This is a genomic window from Blautia sp. 210820-DFI.6.14 (assembly GCF_020558815.1).
In the GTDB taxonomy this organism is placed as follows: Bacteria; Bacillota; Clostridia; order Lachnospirales; family Lachnospiraceae; genus Blautia_A; species Blautia_A obeum.
Map to the genome: position 1 here is coordinate 50557 of NZ_JAJCKS010000019.1, position 18467 is coordinate 69023.

20 protein-coding genes and 1 tRNA gene are annotated in these 18467 nt (G+C 42.6%); all 21 read left to right on the forward strand.

What is annotated here, in order from left to right:
• Position 1 precedes the first annotated feature (1 nt).
• A complete protein-coding gene (locus tag LI112_RS12960; protein ID WP_005428679.1) occupies positions 2–403 on the forward strand; it encodes a MazG nucleotide pyrophosphohydrolase domain-containing protein in 402 nt (133 codons plus the stop codon).
• Between the two features lie 99 nt (positions 404–502).
• The gene (locus tag LI112_RS12965) at positions 503–778 is read left to right on the forward strand and encodes an HU family DNA-binding protein (RefSeq protein WP_005428681.1); all 276 of its coding nucleotides are present in this window, start codon (positions 503–505) and stop codon (positions 776–778) included.
• Between the two features lie 60 nt (positions 779–838).
• Positions 839–1078 (forward strand): RNA-binding S4 domain-containing protein, encoded by a 240-nt coding sequence (locus tag LI112_RS12970; RefSeq protein ID WP_005428682.1) that lies wholly within the window; start codon positions 839–841, stop codon positions 1076–1078.
• Positions 1079–1141: 63 nt separating this feature from the next.
• Positions 1142–1429, forward strand: coding sequence for a sporulation protein YabP (yabP, locus tag LI112_RS12975; RefSeq protein WP_319638619.1), 288 nt, complete (start codon positions 1142–1144; stop codon positions 1427–1429).
• 19 nt (positions 1430–1448) lie between these two features.
• A complete protein-coding gene (gene yabQ, locus LI112_RS12980; RefSeq protein WP_161283404.1) occupies positions 1449–1817 on the forward strand; it encodes a spore cortex biosynthesis protein YabQ in 369 nt (122 codons plus the stop codon).
• Positions 1789–2103 carry a septum formation initiator family protein gene (locus tag LI112_RS12985; protein WP_022388587.1) on the forward strand — a complete coding sequence of 105 codons (315 nt, stop codon included), beginning with the start codon at positions 1789–1791 and terminating at the stop codon, positions 2101–2103. Before yabQ ends, LI112_RS12985 begins: the two co-directional genes overlap by 29 nt.
• A gap of 132 nt (positions 2104–2235) precedes the next feature.
• Positions 2236–3729 carry a SpoIIE family protein phosphatase gene (locus LI112_RS12990; protein WP_005428686.1) on the forward strand — a complete coding sequence of 498 codons (1494 nt, stop codon included), beginning with the start codon at positions 2236–2238 and terminating at the stop codon, positions 3727–3729.
• A gap of 19 nt (positions 3730–3748) precedes the next feature.
• A complete protein-coding gene (tilS, locus tag LI112_RS12995) occupies positions 3749–5164 on the forward strand; it encodes a tRNA lysidine(34) synthetase TilS (protein ID WP_005428687.1) in 1416 nt (471 codons plus the stop codon).
• Positions 5161–5694, forward strand: coding sequence for a hypoxanthine phosphoribosyltransferase (gene hpt, locus LI112_RS13000; protein WP_005428688.1), 534 nt, complete (start codon positions 5161–5163; stop codon positions 5692–5694). Before tilS ends, hpt begins: the two co-directional genes overlap by 4 nt.
• A gap of 64 nt (positions 5695–5758) precedes the next feature.
• Positions 5759–7546, forward strand: coding sequence for an ATP-dependent zinc metalloprotease FtsH (ftsH, locus tag LI112_RS13005; protein ID WP_227190851.1), 1788 nt, complete (start codon positions 5759–5761; stop codon positions 7544–7546).
• Positions 7547–7978: 432 nt separating this feature from the next.
• Positions 7979–8500 carry an O-acetyl-ADP-ribose deacetylase gene (locus tag LI112_RS13010; RefSeq protein ID WP_227190845.1) on the forward strand — a complete coding sequence of 174 codons (522 nt, stop codon included), beginning with the start codon at positions 7979–7981 and terminating at the stop codon, positions 8498–8500.
• Positions 8501–8577: 77 nt separating this feature from the next.
• Positions 8578–10686 (forward strand): glycoside hydrolase family 13 protein, encoded by a 2109-nt coding sequence (locus LI112_RS13015; protein ID WP_227190846.1) that lies wholly within the window; start codon positions 8578–8580, stop codon positions 10684–10686.
• A 196-nt stretch (positions 10687–10882) separates the two neighbouring features.
• The gene (locus LI112_RS13020) at positions 10883–11701 is read left to right on the forward strand and encodes an amino acid ABC transporter substrate-binding protein (protein ID WP_227190852.1); all 819 of its coding nucleotides are present in this window, start codon (positions 10883–10885) and stop codon (positions 11699–11701) included.
• An 85-nt stretch (positions 11702–11786) separates the two neighbouring features.
• Positions 11787–12434 carry an amino acid ABC transporter permease gene (locus LI112_RS13025; protein WP_005428694.1) on the forward strand — a complete coding sequence of 216 codons (648 nt, stop codon included), beginning with the start codon at positions 11787–11789 and terminating at the stop codon, positions 12432–12434.
• A gap of 32 nt (positions 12435–12466) precedes the next feature.
• Positions 12467–13216 (forward strand): amino acid ABC transporter ATP-binding protein, encoded by a 750-nt coding sequence (locus tag LI112_RS13030; protein WP_227190853.1) that lies wholly within the window; start codon positions 12467–12469, stop codon positions 13214–13216.
• Between the two features lie 111 nt (positions 13217–13327).
• On the forward strand, positions 13328–14761 hold the full coding sequence (gene purB / locus LI112_RS13035; RefSeq protein ID WP_227190847.1) for an adenylosuccinate lyase: 1434 nt from the start codon (positions 13328–13330) through the stop codon (positions 14759–14761).
• Between the two features lie 34 nt (positions 14762–14795).
• Positions 14796–16076 carry an adenylosuccinate synthase gene (locus LI112_RS13040; protein ID WP_227190848.1) on the forward strand — a complete coding sequence of 427 codons (1281 nt, stop codon included), beginning with the start codon at positions 14796–14798 and terminating at the stop codon, positions 16074–16076.
• 75 nt (positions 16077–16151) lie between these two features.
• Entirely contained in the window at positions 16152–16970 is an 819-nt protein-coding gene (locus LI112_RS13045) for an HAD family phosphatase (protein WP_005428698.1), read from the forward strand.
• 252 nt (positions 16971–17222) lie between these two features.
• Complete coding sequence (locus LI112_RS13050) at positions 17223–17732, forward strand: SEC-C metal-binding domain-containing protein (RefSeq protein WP_005428700.1); 510 nt, start codon at positions 17223–17225, stop codon at positions 17730–17732.
• A complete protein-coding gene (locus LI112_RS13055) occupies positions 17732–18214 on the forward strand; it encodes a YdcF family protein (protein ID WP_005428702.1) in 483 nt (160 codons plus the stop codon). The genes LI112_RS13050 and LI112_RS13055 overlap by 1 nt, the downstream gene beginning before the upstream one ends.
• Positions 18215–18335: 121 nt before the next feature.
• Positions 18336–18408: transfer RNA gene (locus LI112_RS13060), tRNA-Val, on the forward strand.
• Positions 18409–18467: the final 59 nt, after the last annotated feature.

Below are 18467 nucleotides of genomic sequence, written 5' to 3' on the forward strand. Positions count from 1 at the left end.
TATGCGGGAATTTGATGATTTTATGGAAATTGTCAGGAAAATACGCCGAAATTGTCCGTGGGACAGTGTGCAGACGCATGAAAGCCTGAAAAAATATCTGCTGGAAGAAAGCAATGAGGTACTGGAAGGAATTGACCGTCTTTCAAAAGAAAATGACAGCACAAATCTTTGTGAGGAACTGGGAGATGTGCTGTTTCAGGTGGCTCTTCACAGTGTGATCGCGGAAGAAGAGGGACTTTTTACTGTTGAGGATGTGATCCGAGACGTTTCATCCAAAATGAAATTCCGGCATCCGAAGATCTTTTCACCGGAGGATAAACAGCTGGCTGGGCTTTCGTGGGAAGAGTTGAAACAATTGGAAAAAGCGACAGAAGAAGAGCCTGAAAAAGCCGAAAAGCCTTGACAATTTGACATAAAAGGTTTATATATAGTAAATAGCGTGCATATGCCAAGGAAGCATTACGCAATAAATAAGAATGAGGTTATTTAGAGGAGGAACACCATGAATAAAACAGAATTAGTAGCAGCAATGGCGAAAGAAACAAACCTTTCCAAAAAAGATGTAGAGGCTGTATTAAAATCTTTCACTGATGTTGTAGCATCCGAATTAAAAAAAGGTGGAAAAATCCAGTTAGTTGGTTTTGGTACATTTGAAGTAAGTGAAAGAGCAGCAAGAGAAGGAAGAAATCCTCAGACTGGTGAAACAATGAAGATCGCAGCTTCTAAAGCTCCGAAATTCAAAGCTGGTAAAGCTCTGAAAGATATGGTAAACGAATAAGTAAATCGTGCTTTTAGGGGGGACAGATATGTTCCCCCTTTTGTTTTTCTGGAGGTATATATGAGACTTGATAAATATTTAAAAATCTCACGTCTGATCAAGAGAAGAACGGTTGCGAACGAGGCATGTGATGCCGGACGAGTGCTGGTCAATGACCGCCCGGCCAAGGCGTCAGCACAGGTAAAAGCCGGTGATACGATTGAAATCCAGTTTGGAAGCAAAAACGTAAAGGTTGAGGTGCTGGATATCAAAGAAACGGTTCGTAAAGAAGACGCAGAGAATCTTTTTCGCTATCTTTGATCGTTTTTGTGTCTATTGGACAGGGCTCTCACATAGATTAACAGTAAATGCAGGATGGGAGCTGTGGGGTTGGAAGAAAAAAAGACAGGCAAGGTGCACGGTCTGACGATAAAAGAGCGTAAATATGGAAAACTGACAGGTGTTCAGGATATTCATTCGTTTAATGAAAATGAGATATTGCTTCAGACTGAGGCCGGGAAAGTGCAGATCAAAGGAGAGCAGCTTCATGTAAAAAGCCTTGACCTCGAAAAGGGAGAGGCTGAGATTGAAGGAAAAGTAAACAGTGTTTCTTATCTGACAAAGAATGCGCAGAAAAAAGAAGAACCTTTGCTGAAAAGGATGTTCCGGTAAGATGAGCAGTTATATCAGATTGGAAATACTGCTTTTTTTTCGCGCTTTCGAAACAGGAGTAGGGATGCTTGTTGTTTACAGGCTGACCGATATGCTGAAAAGACGTTTGTTCTGCGACAGAATGTGGAACAGTACAGTGGATATTTTGTACTGGTTATTGGCTGGTTTGCTGCTTTTTACCGCTTTATATCAGTGCAATTATGGCAGAATCCGCTTTTTTATGCTGGCAGGTGTTGCTTTTGGTGGAATTTTTGCAAATTTTGTGTTAAATAGGTTGCTATTTCTGGTAAAAAGATGTAAAATTTCTTCATATAGACATACGAAAAGACGTTTATGGTGTAATAGAAGGGGCAGACGCTTTGAAAAAGTCAAAAAAGAAAAAAAATAAAAAAAGAATAGCGAATAACTACCTTGGAATGGCAGCAATTGCTATTGTTGTTCTGCTTCTGTTGGGTGGACTGACTTATCAGAGTCAGACACTTAAGGCGAGGATTGCTGTATACGATGCAAAGGCATCAGCGCTGGAAGATTCTATTGCAGGTGAGCAGGAACGTACACAGGAAATAGATGAACAGAAAGAGTACATGCAGACGGATGAATATATAGCCGAAGTTGCCAGAGATAAGCTTGGTCTGGTCAAAGGAAATGAGATTGTATTTGAAGAAGAGAAATAAAGGAGATTTTGCAGAAAAGTTTTCTGGAACAATCTCCTTTATTTGACAGATATTTTAAAAGAACCCTCTTATAATATTTTTCTAGTGAAAGTATTGTAATACTTACCGGGAAGTATCAGGGGAGGGGGATATATGCAGGAATGGATAATTGCCATGCTCGTGATCAGCGTACTGCTGATATTGCGGGACATGGCAAAAACTATTTTGACGGGGAGAATGTCGAAAAAAGAAGAAATATTTCCGATTGGAGAAGATCATCCTCAGAAAGAAAAAGTGGAACGCTATGCGGCAGCTTTTCAGAAACTTGCGGATACATTTTATGGAATGCCGTACAAAAAGGAATACCTGAGTAGTGGGCAGATTGAGCGTATTCTGACGGATGCGAATGATCGTCTGTGCAGTAACTGCTATCATCGGGAAATCTGCTGGGGAAGTCAGGCAGAAACAATGTGTCAGGGGGGAGAAGCACTGGTACGTGCTCTCGAAAAAGATGATAAAGGAGAACTTGAGAAACTTCGTATGCAATGGGGGAGCGTATGCGGAAAATCATTGCAATATCTGGAAGAAGTACGCGAACAGTTTCGACAGGAAAAACAGAATCTTATATGGATGAATCGTATGATCGAAAGTCGGCTGGCAGTGGCTCAGCAGCTGACAGAGACAGCGGCCATTATGGAGACGGTAGCAAATGATCTGTATGATATTTCGGCAGCAGAACCGGAATTTCAGGAAGAACTGAAAAAGAATCTGCGAAGAAAACATGTGATTTTGAAAGCTGCGTGGGTGATGGACAAAGTTGAAGGGCGCAGACAGATTTTTCTTACTCTGCGTGCCAGGAGCGGACAGTGTGTTTCTGTAACAGAGGTCGCACAGATGCTCTCAGAGTTATGCGAAAGTAATATGACGTCTGTGCAGGGAAGCCGGTGTATTGTAAATGGGGAATTTCATACGATTCATTTTGTAGAAGACGTCAGTTATCAGATGTTATACGGAGTATCCAGACTTACAAGAGAAAATGAAAAAGTATCAGGGGATAATTATATCTGCAGACAGGAAGACGGTGGAAGATTTGTGATGTGTCTGTCTGATGGAATGGGATCGGGTATGGACGCATGCAGAGAAAGTGAGATAGTAGTGGAACTTCTGGAACAGTTTCTGGATTCCGGCTTTTCTCAGGAGACTGCGGCACGTATGGTAAATTCTGCGCTTGTTCTGAAAGGCAGGGAAGGAATGTTCTCTACGGTAGATATCTGTGCAGTAGATCTCTATACGGGAATCTGTGAGTTCCTAAAAGCAGGTGCAGCTTCGACATTTATCAAACGTGACCATTGGGTGGAAGCTATTTCATCAGAAAGCCTTGCGGCGGGACTGGTACAGAGGATTGATTTTGACACGGCATCCAGAAAATTGTATCATGGAGATTATCTGATCATGATGACCGATGGTGTGATGGACGCGCTGCCTGTTGAATGTGAGGAAGAGACGATGAAAGAGATCATTATGGATATTCAGGATGAAACACCCAGAGAGATCAGCCGGGGGATTTTGGAACGGGCACTCGGGTACAGCGATTATCATGCGAGGGATGATATGACGGTCCTTGTAGCGAATGTGGTAAGAAAATAAAAACACAGGAGAAAAGAAGATGTATAAAGATACATTGCAGAAAGTAAAAAGATTTATGACTGAAACAGGAATGCTGCAAAATTGTTCAGAGATCATCCTTGGTGTTTCTGGCGGTCCGGATTCGATGACAATGCTTCATATATTGAATGGACTCAGAGATGAATTTGGCTATCGTCTCCGTGTAGTACATGTAAATCACGGAATCCGTGGAAAAGAAGCTCTGCGGGACCAGCAGATGGTGGAGAAAATATGCAGTGAATGGAAAATTCCGTGTGCAGTATATAATTATGATGTTCCTGCTCTGGCTCTTAGTTGGAAGATGGGAACCGAAGAAGCCGGCCGCAAAGTGCGTCGAATCGCTTTTGAAAAAGAGAAAGAAAATGCAGTGGCGATACCGGAACAGGTACGTGTGGCGCTTGCACATAACCAAAATGATATGGCGGAAACTATGCTGCATCACCTGGCCAGGGGAACCGGGATCAGGGGTCTCTGCTCGCTGAAGCCACTGAACGGAGAAATTATCCGGCCTCTTTTGTGTTTAGAACGGAGTGAAATCGTCAATTATGTAGAGGAGAACAGCATTCAGACAGTTCTGGACAGCAGCAATATGGAAGATGATTATACGAGAAACCGTATACGACGTCACATTCTGCCACTCATTGAGCAGGAAGTAAATCCAAGGGCAGTTACACATATGGCAGAAGCGTCAGAAATATTCGGACAGGCAGAAGCCTATTTTACGAAGCTGGCAGGAGAAATGGCAGCAGGATACAGGAAAGCAAAAGACAGATATGTCCTGGATCATGAGTTTTTCAAAAAAGAAACAATTATCCAGACATATGTGATCAGGGAGATATTAGAAGTAACAGGCGGACATCAGAGTGACCTTACCTCTGGTCATATAAAACAGATCAGAGATCTGTATGGTATGCAGACTGGACGAAAAGCAGATCTTCCATATGAACTGGAGGCATCCAGAGTTTATGAAGGAGTACAGATCCGAAAGAAAAATATGATCGCAGAATCAGATAGTGAGACAGAAGAACTGAAAATCCAAAATCTTGTTGTTCCGGGAGAAACGAAATGGAAGCAGGGATGCTTTACTGCAAAAATTTATTCATATAATGGTGAGAAGATTTTGGAAAAAAAGTATACGAAATGGTTTGATTGTGATAAAATAAATTGCGAACTGACTGTCCGCACACGCAGAAGCGGTGACTATATGGCAGTCAGTCAGAGCGGCGGGCATAAGAAGCTGACACGTTGTATGATCGATGATAAAATTCCGGGTGAACTGAGAGGGAAACTCCCACTGGTTGTCGATGGAAATGAAGTTTTGTGGATCGTAGGCGGAAGAATCAATGAGCGTTACAAAATCACTTCCGAAACAGGAAGGGTATTGGAGATCACATACCAAGGAGGAAACGTACAATGAGTGAAAAAATCAAAGTTTTACTGAGTGAAGAAGAAGTGGATGCAAGAATTAAGCAGATTGCAGCCCAGATCAGCAGGGATTATGCAGGAAGGGAAATACATCTTATCTGTGTTCTGAAGGGTGGCGTATTCTTTACCTGTGAACTGGCAAAGAGAATTACTGTTCCGGTATCCCTTGATTTTATGTCAGTATCCAGCTATGGTGATGATACAAAATCCAGTGGTGTTGTAAAAATCGTAAAAGATCTGGATCAGCCGCTGATCGGCAAAGATGTTCTGATCGTGGAGGATATCATTGACTCAGGAAGAACTCTCAGCTACCTGATCGAAATCCTGAAGGGAAGAAATCCAAACAGCATCCGTCTGTGCACACTGCTGGACAAACCGGAACGCAGGGTAAAAGACGTAAAAGTAGACTACTGCTGTTTTAATATTCCGGATGAATTTGTAGTAGGATATGGTCTGGATTACGCACAGAAATACAGAAATCTTCCGTTTATCGGGGTGGTTGAATTAGAAAACCAGGATTGAAAGGAGACAGCAGCAGGTGAATAAACAGTCAGGCAGAATTGGCCTGTATCTTGTATTGATCGTGATGTTGGTTGCCGGATACTTTTATCTGAACAATCAGGTAGCATCACAGAGCAGTTACTCAATGGAAAGTATGAAACAGGCAGCAGAGGATGGTAAGCTTTCTTCTGCAAAAATCTACCAGAACAGGGAAGTGCCTACCGGTTCCGTTGTTGCGGATATCGAAAGTGAAGGGAAGAAAAAAGTATATGTAACAGATGTTAAAGACGCACAGAAGCTTCTGGAAGGCTACGGCATTCATCCGGAAGTGGCAGATGTTCCGCAGGAAAGTGTATTTATGACAACATTTTTTCCGGTACTTCTCACAGGTGGGCTGGTGATTTTCCTGTTTCTTATGATGAACCGTCAGATGTCAGGAGGCGGAGGTAATGCCAAGATGATGAATTTTGGAAAGAGCCGTGCCCGAATGATGCTGCCGGATGACAAAAAAGTTACATTTCAGAATGTGGCAGGTCTTCAGGAAGAAAAAGAAGACCTGGTCGAGGTTGTTGATTTTTTGAAAGCTCCACAGAAATATACAAATGTTGGAGCAAGGATTCCGAAAGGAGTGATCCTTGTAGGACCTCCTGGAACAGGTAAGACACTTCTTGCAAAAGCAGTTGCCGGAGAAGCGGGAGTTCCGTTTTTCTCTATTTCAGGATCTGATTTTGTAGAGATGTTTGTCGGTGTCGGCGCATCCCGTGTACGTGATCTGTTTGAAGAGGGCAAGAAGCATGCACCATGTATCATCTTTATTGATGAGATTGATGCAGTTGCAAGACAGCGTGGAACCGGTATGGGTGGTGGTCATGATGAGAGAGAGCAGACACTGAACCAGCTTCTTGTTGAGATGGATGGTTTTGGTGTGAATGAAGGAATCATCGTAATGGCAGCTACCAACCGTGTGGATATCCTTGATCCGGCGATTCTTCGTCCTGGCCGTTTTGACCGTAAGGTTGCAGTTGGCCGTCCGGATGTCAAAGGAAGAGAAGAAATCCTTCGTGTACATGCCAAAGATAAACCACTCGGCGAGGATGTGGATCTTGCACAGATCGCGCAGACAACAGCCGGCTTTACAGGTGCTGATCTTGAGAACCTTCTGAATGAGGCTGCGATCATGGCTGCCAGATCAGGACGCAGTTATATTACACAGCCGGATATCAAGCATGCATTTATCAAAGTTGGTATTGGTGCAGAAAAACGAAGCAAAGTTATCTCTGAAAAAGAGAAGAAGATCACAGCATATCATGAGGCGGGACATGCAATCCTTTTCCATGTGCTTCCGGATATGGACCCAGTATATACGATTTCCATCATTCCTACTGGAATGGGAGCCGCAGGATATACCATGCCGCTTCCTGAAAATGATGAGATGTTTAATACAAAAGGCAAGATGCTTCAGGATATCACAACACTTCTTGGCGGTCGCGTAGCAGAAGAAATCATCTTCGGCGACATCACAACAGGTGCTTCCAACGATATCAAACGTGCAACCAGCACTGCCCGTGCAATGGTTATGCAGTATGGTATGTCTGACAAGCTTGGCCTGATCGCTTATGGCGATGAGGGAGACGAGGTCTTCATTGGTCGTGATCTGGCTCATACAAGAAGCTACAGCGAAGAAGTTGCCAACGAGATTGACAAAGAGGTTCATGATATTATTGACCGCTGCCATGCAGATGCAAGAAAGATTATTTCTCAGCATATGGATGTTCTTCATAAGTGTGCAGCACTTCTTTTAGAGAAGGAAAAGATTCAGCGCGATGAGTTTGAGGCACTTTTTACAGCGGAAAATGAAATGCCGCAAGAATAGGGTGTACAAAGTACACAAAAACAAATACTAAATTTTGTGAAGTTTGTGCACACTTTTGGAGGGGGTCATGGTACTATAATAACCGTAAAAACCCCCCAATACATTATATAGTTTTTGCTACACCCCATAAGAAGAAATACCTTCTCCAAAAAAGACAGCTTATCCCGCTGTCTTTTTTACTGTCTAAAAAACAGCGGTAAAAGACAATATAGTCGATTATACATTCAATTACCCGGATACACTTCCGGTTCCAGAACTGCTTTACGTCAGAAAAGATTCATGATATCATTAATCAAATATGTGAGTATAATATAGCCGAGAAGGAAGAAATTCCGGATCCTATTACGTTCAAATTAAAACAAAAACATACCGGATGGCAGAGCATGCTTCCATATGAAAAATAAATTGTAACGGAGAGGTATCGCGAAGTTTATGTATTCGATTAAAACAGTCAAAGGTGATATAACCAAAATTACAGATGTACAGGCAATTGTAAATGCTGCTAATAATTCTCTTCTTGGTGGTGGCGGTGTTGATGGTGCAATCCATCGTGCAGCAGGACCGGAACTTCTTGCAGAATGCAGGACACTTCATGGGTGCGAAACTGGAGAAGCAAAGATTACCAGGGCTTATAATCTGCCATGTGATTATGTGATCCACACAGTCGGACCGATCTGGTATGGTGGAAATAATGATGAAGATAAGCTTCTTGCAAGCTGTTATTATAATTCGATGAAGATTGCGGTGGAGAACGGAATCAGAACAATTGCATTCCCATCTATTTCTACAGGAGTGTATTGTTTTCCGGTTGAGCGCGCTGCGAAGATTGCGGTAGATACCGTTCATAGATTTTTACAGGAGAATCCAGACAGTTTTGATCTGGTTGAGTGGGTACTGTTTAATGACCAGGCCGCATCTGCATATGAAACTGAGGTATCCTTAATACAAAAGTAGATTGCAGACAAAGAAACTCGGAAATGCAGATTACATTTCCAATGCAATATAAATAATACAGACAAGGAAGATTGACGATGAAGCAGGAAAACGAAGATATTGCAAGAAAAATGCAGTATATTCTGAATATGAGACCAGTGTTTAACAAGGAGGCTCTTTTCAGTGACGGAACAAGGTATTACAGAAATCCTACTGAGCCAAAGAGTGGCGAAAAGGTAATAATCAGCTTCAGAACCCAGAAGAATAATGTGGATGCGGTATATCTCGTATCCGGAGATCAGAAATATAAAATGAAAGTATACAAAACCACAAAAGGTTTTGATTATTATGGAACAAAGATTGTGATGCCGGAAGAGATTTTTCGGTATCATTTTGAAATTCAGTATGGATGGGCTACATGCTATTACACGGAACAGGGAGTCTGTTCTGAGCTGCAGGAATGGGCACAGTTTGAAATCTATCCGAATTATCATACACCTGACTGGGCAAAGGGTGCGGTGATGTATCAGATTTTTGTGGATCGATTCCGCAATGGAGATCCGTCCAACGATGTGGAAAGCGACGAATATGCATATATTGGTGAACACAGTGAAAAAGTGACAGATTGGTCCAAGACTCCGGCAGTTATGGGAGTCAGGGAATTCTATGGAGGAGACCTGCAGGGCATTATTGACAAACTGGATTATTTTGAAGAGCTGGGCGTTGAAGTGCTGTATCTTAATCCAATCTTCGTATCACCAAGTAACCACAAATACGACTGTCAGGATTACGATTATGTGGATCCACATTACGGAAAGATCGTTGAAGACTGTGACGGATTGCTTGCACCGGGGGATCGAGATAATACACATGCCACAAAATATATCCGGCGTGTGACAGATAAGCGCAATCTGGAGGCAAGTAATCAGATGTTTGCACAGCTTGTGGAAGAACTGCATAAACGTGGCATGAAGATTATTCTGGATGGAGTATTCAACCATTGTGGATCTTTTAATAAGTGGATGGACAGAGAAAGAATATATGAAGGACAGAAAGGTTATGCACCGGGAGCTTATATATCTGCAGACAGTCCGTATCGCTATTTCTTTGATTTTCATGATCAGAATCGCTGGCCTTATAATCCGACTTATGATGGATGGTGGACGCATGATACACTTCCGAAACTGAATTATGAAGGTTCAGGAGAATTGTATGATTATGTCCTGAAAGTGGCACAGAAGTGGGTGTCTGCACCATATAATGTGGATGGCTGGAGACTGGATGTGGCAGCAGATCTGGGACACAGCAATGAGTTTAATCACCAGTTCTGGAAAGATTTCCGCAAAGCGGTCAAGAAAGCGAATCCGGAAGCACTGATTCTTGCAGAACATTATGGAAGTCCGGAAGGATGGCTGCAGGGAGATGAGTGGGATTCTGTCATGAACTATGATGCGTTCATGGAGCCTGTGACATGGTTCCTGACCGGAATGGAAAAACACAGTGATGAATATAGAGAGGATCTTTATGGAAACAGTGATGCGTTTATCGGAGCAATGAAGACGCATATGCGCTCTTTGCATATGTCATCTCTTCATACTGCGATGAATGAATTGTCAAATCATGATCATTCCAGATTCCTTACCAGAACAAATCACAGGGTTGGACGTGTTTCATATGCCGGAGCACAGGCGGCGTCTGAAAATATCAATACGGCGATCATGCGTGAAGCGATTGCCATACAGATGACATGGCCGGGAGCTCCTACATTGTATTATGGGGATGAGGCAGGTGTCTGCGGATTTACAGATCCGGATAACCGGCGAACTTACCCGTGGGGGCATGAAGATATGGAACTTCTGAATTTCTACAAGGTTATGATCGCGGTTCATAAGAAATACAAAATGCTCAGAAGCGGTTCTCTGAAATTCCTATGGAATGATTATCAGGGCCTCTGTTATGCGAGATTCTCTCATACGGAGCAGATGATCATCGTACTGAACAACCGGGATGAAGGCAGAGATGTTATGATTGAAGTCTGGCCGGCAGGAATCAGCAGTCTGGAAGAAACAGTATTTACAAGGCTGGTGCAATCTTCTCAGGAAGGGTATACAGACCACCAGAAACAGATTCTATGCCAGGCTGGATCGCTGAATCTGTATCTGCCACCGTGCAGTGTGACAGTACTGCATCATAAAGACCAGATGTAAGATTAGAGAGATGGTATGCTATATGAAAGCTGCAGCGCAAAATTTACTTGACAGGTCAGAATGGGTATGTTACGATATCAATACTTTCACGTGGTAGAGTGGCTACGTATTAAAAGGAAAATAATATGTCAAGGGAGATAGAGAGATGAAGAAAAAAGCAGTTGCAGTAGTTATGACAGCAGTAATGGCACTGGGAATGGTATCTGCAGTAAGTGTGCAGGCAGGAATAGAAGATAAGACTCTGATCGTTGGATTTGATGCGGAATATCCGCCATATGGATATATGGATGAGAATGGTGAATACACAGGATTTGACCTGGAACTGGCACAGGCTGTGTGTGATCTGGAAGGTTGGGAGCTGGAGAAAAAACCAATCAACTGGGATTCCAAGGATATGGAACTGAATTCCGGATCTATCGACTGTATCTGGAATGGATTTACTATGAACGGAAGAGAAGATGATTATACTTTCTCAGAGCCGTATGTAGATAACAGTCAGGTAATCGTTGTTGCAGATGATTCCGGAATTGAGAAGCTTACAGATCTTGCCGGTAAGACCGTTGGTGTGCAGGCAGCTTCCGCAGCACTGGATCTTCTTCAGAGTGAGGAAGAAGGCGGACAGAAAGAACTGGCGGATACCTTTGGAGCACTGAATGAATTTGCAGATTACAATACTGCATTCACAGAACTGCAGGCAGGGGCACTGGATGCACTGGCAATCGATGTCGGAGTTGCCAAATATCAGCTGAATTCCAGAGGAGAGGGATTCAAGATCCTTGATGAGACACTGAATACAGAACAGTATGCAATCGGATTTAAAAAGGGTAATACAGAACTCTGTGATATTGTGAATGCAGACCTTCAGAAACTTGCAGATGATGGAACGGTTGCAGAACTTGCCGAGAAGTATGAAATCGCAGATATGGTAACACTGAAAGCTTCTGATGATGCATCGGCAGAGGATTCCAAAGATGCAACAGATGATGCAGAAACAGATAAAACAGAAGAAAAATAAGCAATACATAAAATACGAATACAGAATGGGATGCTTCCCGGTTTTCCGGGTGGCATCCCTCTTGTAGGTTTATGGAGGAGAGTACATGAGTTTTCAGGTAATGTTACAACAGCTTACCACGGGATTTGGGCAGACGCTGCTGATCTTTTTTCTGACACTGTTATTTTCCCTGCCACTTGGCATGGTTGTATATTTTGGACGTGTGAGCAGATTCAAGCCATTAAGCTGGATCGTTAAGGCGTATATTTCTATTATGCGAGGAACACCACTGATGCTGCAGCTGCTGCTATGGTATTTTGGACCGTTCTATCTGTGGGGAATGAATATCGGCAATTATAAATTTACCGCGATCATTCTGGGATGTTCTCTGAATTATGCCGCATATTTTGCAGAAATCTATCGTTCCGGAATTGAGTCGATTCCGGTGGGACAGTATGAGGCAGCACAGCTTCTGGGATACAATAAAAGCCAGACATTTTTCAAAATCGTATTACCGCAGGTTGTAAAGATCGTGCTTCCTTCTGTGACAAATGAAGTCATTACACTTGTCAAAGATACCTCCCTTGTTTATTCGGTATCTTATATTGAGATGTTTGCGCTGGCAAAACAGATCGCAGCTGCGCAGACAACAGTTGTTCCGTTTGTGATCGCCGGGGTATTCTACTATATCTTTAACTTTGTAGTTGCCTGGGTTATGGAATGGTTTGAAAAGAAACTGAATTACTATCGTTAGGAGGAAATGCTTTGAGTACAAGTCTTCTGGAAATGAATCATATCAAAAAAGAGTTCGACGGTCTTCAGGTACTGAAGGATGTGTCGATTCATGTAAATGAAGGAGAGGTCGTTTCAATTATCGGTTCCTCAGGCTCCGGTAAATCCACGCTTCTTCGCTGTGCGACAATGCTGACATTGATTGATGACGGTGAAGTAAGTTATATGGGAAATAAAACGGTCTGGACCGAAAATGGTAAAGTCTGTCTGCCGAATAAAACAAAACTGAAAGAGATTCAGTCCTGCTTTGGCCTGGTTTTTCAGAACTTTAATCTGTTTCCGCATTATACGGTCATGAAAAATATTACCGATGCACCAATCCATGTGCAGAAGAGAAATAAAGATGAGGTTTACAGAGAAGCGAGAGATCTTCTGGCAAAGATGGGATTGTCTGATAAAGAAGATGCTTATCCGTATCAGTTGTCAGGCGGACAGTGCCAGCGAGTTGCGATAGCAAGAGCCCTTGCACTGAATCCGAAAATCCTGTTCTTTGATGAGCCGACTTCCGCACTTGATCCGGAACTTACCGGAGAAGTTTTGAGAGTAATCCGTTCACTGGCGGATATCCATATCACGATGGTAATCGTGACACATGAAATGAACTTTGCTCGGGATATTTCCGACAGAGTTATTTTTATGGATAAAGGTGTAATTGCTGTAGAAGGTACTCCACAGGAAGTATTTTCTTCAAGTAATGCACGAATCAAAGAATTCCTTGGTAAATTTCATCAGGGAGAGGAATAAAGGGATTGCTTTTAATGATGCGATGTTATATAATTTCTGCGTAATGATAGGAAATCCGAGCAACCGCAGTTACCCCTGCGGTTAATCGAGTGAGATGATAGGAGTAAATACATGAGTACAGACAGATACGTAAGTCCCCTTTCAGAGCGTTATGCCAGCAAGGAAATGCAGTACATTTTTTCTCCGGATATGAAATTTCGCACCTGGAGAAGATTGTGGATCGCTCTGGCTGAAACAGAAAAAGAACTTGGCCTGAATATCACTCAGGAGCAGATTGATGAACTGAAAGCTCACAAGGATGATATCAACTATGATGTGGCAAAAGAAAGAGAACGTCAGGTACGCCATGACGTTATGTCTCACGTGTATGCATATGGCGTACAGTGCCCGAAAGCAAAAGGAATCATCCATCTAGGTGCAACATCCTGTTATGTAGGTGACAACACAGATATCATTGTGATGGCTGAGGCTTTGAAGCTGGTTCAGAAAAAACTGGTGAACGTAATTGCAGAACTGTCAAAATTTGCAGATAAATACAAAGAACAGTCAACTCTTGCATTTACACATTTCCAGCCGGCACAGCCGACAACAGTTGGTAAACGTGCAACTCTCTGGACACAGGAATTCCTGATGGATCTGGAAGATCTGGAATATGTAATGGGCACACTGAAACTTCTGGGTTCCAAGGGAACTACCGGAACACAGGCAAGTTTCCTGGAACTGTTCGAAGGAGATCAGGAGACAATCGACAAGATTGATCCGATGATCGCAGAAAAGATGGGATTCAAGAACTGCTATCCGGTATCCGGACAGACCTATTCCCGCAAAGTAGATACAAGAGTCCTGAATATTCTTGCAGGTATTGCGGCAAGCGCACATAAGATGTCCAATGATATCCGCCTTCTGCAGCATCTGAAAGAAGTAGAAGAACCATTTGAAAAATCACAGATTGGTTCCTCTGCGATGGCCTACAAGAGAAATCCGATGAGAAGTGAGCGTATCGCATCTCTTTCCAGATATGTAATGGTGGATGCACTGAATCCGGCAATTACTTCTGCAACACAGTGGTTTGAGAGAACCCTGGATGACTCCGCAAACAAACGACTCAGTATTCCGGAGGGATTCCTGGCAATCGATGGTATCCTGGATCTGTGCCTGAATGTTGTTGACGGACTGGTTGTTTATCCGAAAGTAATCGAGAAACATATGATGGCAGAGCTTCCGTTTATGGCGACAGAAAACATCATGATGGATGCTGTAAAAGCAGGTGGAGACCGTCAGGAGCTTCATGAACGCATCCGTGAACTTTCCATGGAAGCCGGACGTACCGTTAAAGTAGAAGGAAAAGACAATGATCTTCTTGAGAGAATCGCAGCAGATCCGGCCTTCAATCTGACAATCGAGGAACTGCGCAAATCTATGGAGCCGTCCAGATATGTCGGCAGAGCCAAAGAACAGACGGTTACATTTATTGAGAAGACTGTACAGCCGGTTCTGGATGCACACAAAGACATGTTGGGTATGACAGCAGAGATAAACGTATGATAGATCAAATAAAACACGAGGAGGAAAAAGTGTTATGATCAAAGCAGTAGTTGGAGCAAACTGGGGAGATGAAGGTAAAGGTAAAATTACTGATATGCTCGCACAGGAAGCTGATATTATCGTAAGATTTCAGGGAGGAGCCAATGCAGGACATACAATCGTCAACGATTATGGCAAATTTGCACTGCATACACTTCCGTCTGGCGTATTTTATAACCATACAACAAGCGTTATTGGAAACGGTGTTGCACTGAATATTCCGGTATTTTTTAAAGAATACAATGAAGTTGTTTCAAGAGGCGTTCCGGCACCGAAGATTATGATCTCTGACCGAGCTCAGATCGTTATGCCATATCACATTCTGTTTGATCAGTACGAAGAGGAACGTCTGGGTGGTAAATCCTTCGGATCTACCAAATCCGGTATTGCACCGTTCTATTCAGATAAATATGCAAAAATCGGTTTCCAGGTAAATGAGCTGTTCCATGATGATTCCCTGAGAGAAAAAGTAGAGCGTGTTGTTGAGACAAAGAATATTCTTCTTGAGCATCTGTATCACAAACCGCTTCTTGATCCAAATGAAATCTTTGATGAACTGATGAAATATAAAGAAATGGTTGCTCCTTATGTTGGAGATGTATCTCTTTTCCTGTGGAATGCATTAAAAGACGGAAAAGAGATCCTGCTTGAGGGACAGCTTGGTTCTCTGAAAGATCCGGATCATGGAATTTATCCGATGGTTACATCTTCTTCCACCCTTGCAGCTTATGGTGCTATTGGTGCTGGTGTACCGCCATATGAAATCAAAAAAGTCATTACTGTATGCAAAGCTTACTCCAGCGCAGTAGGTGCAGGTGCTTTTGTTTCCGAGATTTTCGGAGAAGAAGCAGATGAACTTAGAAGAAGAGGTGGAGACGGTGGAGAGTATGGTGCAACAACTGGCCGCCCGAGACGTATGGGATGGTTTGACTGTGTTGCTTCCAAATATGGATGCCGTATGCAGGGAGCTACAGATGTTGCATTTACAGTACTTGATGTACTGGGTTATCTTGATGAGATTCCGGTATGTACAGGCTATGAAATCGACGGCAAAGTTACAACAGAATTCCCTACAACAGGACTTCTGGAAAAAGCAAAACCGGTTTTTGAAGTTCTTCCAGGATGGAAATCAGATATCCGTGGAATTAAGAACTATGATGAACTTCCGGAAAATTGCCGTAAGTATATCGAATTTGTAGAGAAACAGATCGGATTCCCGATCACAATGATCTCCAATGGACCAGGAAGAAATGATATCATTTACAGAAACAAATAATCAATTATAAGATCATAACGCGCCGGAGCTATCTCCGGCGCATTTCTTAATCATTTTCTGAATAAAGAGGTAAGTATGAAAAACTGGAAAAAATATGCTGCGATCATAGGAGTGATCGCATTACTGGCGATCTTCTGCCTTCCAATGTACTTTGCGTTGAAGGGAGATTTTTCGCAGAAGGCGTTTATAGCATCGTTATTTACTGTGCTGTTTGTGGCGGTTATGTGCTATGTGATTTTGATGCTGTTTAAATACCTGAGTAAAAAGAAAGAAGAGAAGCCAGAGACTGGCGGGATAAAAAATATCATTTTTGATGTTGGACAGGTGCTGGTGGATTATGACTGGGAAACATATCTGGACAGCTTTGGATTTGAACCGGCCAAAAGGGAACGAATCGCAAAGGCAACTTTTCAAAGCCCTGTCTGGGATGAACGTGACAGAGGCTTATATGAAGAGGATGTTTATCTGAAACAGTTTCAGGAGCTGGATCCAGAGGATGCCGAGGATATTGAGAAGGTGATAAGAGGTACCGGCGGCACGATTCACAAGAGACCATATGCGGATACCTGGGTAAAATATCTGAAAAGTAAGGGATATCATGTATATATCCTGTCTAATTACAGCAGTTATATGCTGGATCACACGAAAAAGGAACTGACATTCCGCAGAGAAATGGATGGAGAGGTTTTTTCCTGTTATGCTAAGCAGCTGAAACCAGATGCGGAAATTTATCAGATAATTCTGAATAAATATCAGTTGAAACCGGAGGAATGTGTGTTCATCGATGATCGTTCGGAAAACTGCAGGGGAGCACAGGAACAGGGAATTCATACCATTTGTTTTAAAGATTTTAAACAGGTAACAGCAGATCTTGAAAAACTTGGTGTGAAATAAAACGAGAAAAGTCCCAGAACCGCGTATCTGTGTCAGTTCTGAGACCTTTTAAGGGGAGGATATAAGTTTTTCCTGAAATTATCTTTTGCAGTATGTTTCCTGAAGAATCCTTCAGGGAACATTTACAGTATGACCGGTTTATTTTTTATATATACACATTTTTCACAAAAATTATAAGAATAGGATTTGTGTTTTGGGAAAAAAGATGATATAATGGAGCACAGGCAAAATTTTTGAAAAGAGGATGAAACAATGAGTGATAAAACAATCTTAGAGCAGTGGCGCGAAATTGCTTACAATCAGCAGGCAGACCGCAATCAGCTTCAGAGATTCTGGGCAAACTATTTTAATATTGAAAAGGGAATCTACGAACAGCTTCTTTCCAATCCGGATGAAGTTGTAAGTGGTACAGTCAAGGAACTGGCAGAAAAATACGGACAGGATGTCCTGACTATGGTTGGTTTCCTGGATGGTATCAATGACAGTCTTAAGATCCCGAACCCGATTGAGACTATGGATGAGAATACAAAAGTCACACTTGCATTTGACAAAGAACTTCTTTACAAGAATATGGTTGATGCAAAGGCAGACTGGCTGTATCAGCTTCCACAGTGGGATGAAATCTTCTCAGAAGAAAAACGTAAAGAACTCTACAAAGAGCAGAAAAAATCCGGTACAGTTGTAAAACCGCATAAAATCGGCCGTAACGATCCTTGTCCGTGCGGAAGCGGTAAGAAATACAAATACTGCTGCGGTAAATAATGAAAGCCAGAGAGAATCTGGATTATATCATTGTACTTGGCGCGCATGTAGATGGTACAAGAATGACATTAGCCCTTCTGGAAAGAACCAGAAGGGCTTTGCTCTATCTTGAAGAAAACCCCGGGACAAGGGCTGTGCTTTCCGGAGGAATGGGAGACGGGGAACGAATCAGTGAAGCGGAGGCCATGTACAGATATCTGACAGAACATGGGATTGATGGAGGACGTCTGATCCGAGAAGAACGTTCGACCAATACCAAAGAAAATCTGGATTACAGTCTGGAGCTGATCGGCAGTACGGAGCCGGCAATTGGGGTAGTGACTAATAATTTTCATGTGTTTCGAGGTGTAATGATTGGCAGAAAGTGTGGCTGTCGGGAAATTTATCCGGTTCCGTCCAGATATCGTTCCTGGAGACTTCTTCTGTATATTCCCAGAGAGATCCTAGCAATTATCAAAGATAAAATTGTCGGAAATTTATAAACAAAATAAAATATAAAAAAAATAAAAAAAGTGTTGACACTTTGAGTGGGACATAGTATACTAACGAAGTCGGTTGCAAGAGCGGCTTACATAGAGTCGGTCAAAGTGACAGATACAAAATGGGATCTTAGCTCAGCTGGGAGAGCATCTGCCTTACAAGCAGAGGGTCATAGGTTCGAGCCCTATAGGTCCCATTCAATATGGCGAGATAGCTCAGTTGGCTAGAGCACACGGTTCATACCCGTGGTGTCGA